Source organism: Candidatus Ancaeobacter aquaticus, assembly GCA_030765405.1.
In the GTDB taxonomy this organism is placed as follows: domain Bacteria; phylum Auribacterota; class Ancaeobacteria; order Ancaeobacterales; family Ancaeobacteraceae; genus Ancaeobacter; species Ancaeobacter aquaticus.
Window position 1 is genome coordinate 1 of record JAVCCP010000033.1, and the last position, 2,911, is coordinate 2,911.

Here is a 2,911-nt window from a genome sequence, read left to right on the forward strand (position 1 = left end):
AGGAAACGAGAAACGTTTCCAAGGATTGAGTCCCCGTAGGGGAAATTATCCCCCCTTCTTTACGATTTTGAAGGATTTATCCGCGAAAATCTAGGGGGGATTACATCGTATGAGAGCTAATTCTGTGCATCCTAAACATCAAGCCTGTTCACTACGTATTCATAAATAAAAGTAAGGAACTTACTCCTCTTCGATCTCTGCTAGCAATTCACCTACTTCAACGTCATCACCTTCTTCAAAATATATCTCAGTCAAAATACCTGATACAGTGGCAGGTACTTTATATGATTCACTGTCATCACCCGTTACCTCAGCAAGTATTTCACCTTTTTCAATAGGATCACCTTCTTCAAATGACCAATAGGCTATTGTTGCTCCTTCAATCTGTTCATCATAGTCTGGCAATACAACTTTAACCATAATCTTAATTCCTCCCGTTCACGTTAATAATATAATTGATACTATATTCAAATTAAAAACAAATTCAATAACTTTTTATATTTTATTTTTTTACTTGATCGGAATACTTCAGGAATGATTCTTCTGAACGATACGAACTCCTTACCAGCGGTCCTGAGTACACATGCGCAAAACCTATTTTTTTTGCTTCACGATAATAATATTCAAACATTTTAGGTTCAACATATTTTACTACTTCATGGCAGTTTTTTTCCGGTTGTAAGTATTGCCCTATAGTAACAATTTCAACCCCACTCTCTCTAAGTTTCCGAAGCGTGCCTGTTAGCTCTTCATCGCTTTCACCGAGACCGACCATTAACCCGGATTTTACATAGTATGAACGATCTTTTATTTCGGAGACATATCTTAATATTTCAAGCGAACGGCTGTATGAGGCGTTTTTTCTTAAAGATGGATATAACCGAGAAACCATTTCAATGTTATGACCAAAAACTTCGGGTTTCTCATTTAATACCGTCATAATAGATTCTGTATTTCCTAAAAAATCTGAAACAAGCACCTCAATGGTAACTTCATTGTTCTTATTCCGTATAGCCCTTATAATATTTCTCAGGTGCACCGCTCCGCCATCAGCAAGATCATCACGTGTAACCATGGTAAGCACCACATGTTTAAGTTTTAGTTCTTTTACGGCATGTGCCACGCGCTCAGGTTCTTCTATATCTACCTTTTGAGGGTTCCCTTTTGTCACACTACAAAAAAGACAATTTCGAGAACAAACGGTTCCGAGCACAAGAAATGTTGCGGTACCGCGTGAAAAACATTCCCACTTATTTGGACATCGGGCACTCACACATACGGTATTAATGTTACTTTTTTTAAGTAATTCATTGAGTGAAAAATAATGGTCTTTTTGTGGTAATGTTCTTTTAAGCCATGATGGAAATGATTTTCGTTCTGTATGTATAGACATAATAGAATAATTAACGCGCTTTCATATGTATGGATAAGCCTAAAGCGTTTTGAGCGGCTTCCCAATACCCTTCAGTAAGTGTTGGATGAGGATGTATTATCTTCGATAGTTCCTCAATTGTCATTTTCTTAGACACAAGAACTAATGCTTCACCAATAAGATCGGTTGCTTCTTCTCCGACAATGGTTACCCCGAGAATTATTTTTGACTCTTTATCATAAATAATTTTGTAGAAACCTTCCGTGGCTTCTATTGCTTGTGCTTTTCCAAGTAACGCAAAAGGACATCGTGCAATATCGTACGCTATTCCTTTTTCTTTTGCTTCTTTTTCATTAATTCCTACGGATGCTACTTGAGGATGAGTATATACACATCTCGGTATAGTAACTTCGTTACTTTCATTTTCGCCATCTTTATTCATGTTACATATACGGTCAATAACGGCAATACCTTGAGCATATGCCCCGTGTGCATACATTGATTTACCGTTTACATCACCAATTGCGTATATATGCGACTTATCCGTCTGATAAATATTGTTTACGGAAATAAATTTTGTATCTTTATAGGCAGAGCACACTTCATCGCACACTCCGACTCTTCCCGTTGACAAGAGCACTTTCTCAACATCAATTATATCTTCATTATGCGCGAATGATATTTTTACGCTATCTGCGCTCTTCAGAACGTCTTTAACAGCAATTTTCGTTATTATCTTTACCCCAAGTTTTTTTAATGAAGTTTCGAGTGTTTTTGCTGTTACCATGTCCTCATATGGGAGTATATGGTCACACATCTCTATAATCGTCACTTTAACGCCCATACAAGCGTAAATATAGGCAAATTCACACCCTATTGCCCCACCGCCAATAATTGCCAGAGATGCAGGTATTTTGTCGTTATTAAGAATACCTGTGCTCGAAAATATGGTTTTTTCATCTGTTTCAACACCAGGTATTTCAGAGGGTTTTGAACCTGTTGCAATAAGAATATATTTTGTAGTCAACGTTTCTTGATTACTGTCATAAGTGACGGAAACTTCATTATCACCGATAATTAAACCTAATCCATTCTTTATATCAACACCGGCACTTTTCACAACACCTTGAACATTATTAGATATTTTTGATACTAATAGATTCTTTGAACTTATTACTTCAGGATAGTTAATACCAATATTCTCTTTATTGGTTATAAATGGGTTATCTTTAGTTTTTCTCAATGTGGATGCGTGATTAATGAGGTATTTCGTGGGTATACATCCCCGATTTAGGCATGTTCCACCTAGTGCGTCTTTTTCTATGAGCACTGTTTTCAGTCCATTTTTTCCTGCATGGATAGCTGCAGCATATCCTGCCGGACCACCGCCAATAATAGCTATATCATAGTCATACATATGTCTTCACCTCACTCTTTTTAGTCTATGTATTTACGCATTTTTTGCAAGAAAATAAATATAAAAAAATGGAGCTAGACACATGCATATCTAGCTCCATTAGTACAATGCAACAATCAGAA

3 protein-coding genes are annotated in these 2,911 nt (G+C 36.7%); all 3 read right to left on the reverse strand.

Going from position 1 to position 2,911, the window contains the following annotated elements; all coding sequences use genetic code 11:
- Positions 1-180: 180 nt before the first annotated feature.
- Entirely contained in the window at positions 181-420 is a 240-nt protein-coding gene (locus P9M13_03670) for a biotin/lipoyl-containing protein (protein MDP8262383.1), read from the reverse strand.
- 82 nt (positions 421-502) lie between these two features.
- Complete coding sequence (lipA, locus tag P9M13_03675; protein MDP8262384.1) at positions 503-1,393, reverse strand: lipoyl synthase; 891 nt, start codon at positions 1,391-1,393, stop codon at positions 503-505.
- A gap of 10 nt (positions 1,394-1,403) precedes the next feature.
- Positions 1,404-2,789, reverse strand: a complete 1,386-nt coding sequence (lpdA, locus tag P9M13_03680) for a dihydrolipoyl dehydrogenase (protein ID MDP8262385.1) — start codon at positions 2,787-2,789, stop codon at positions 1,404-1,406.
- Positions 2,790-2,911 lie beyond the last annotated feature (122 nt).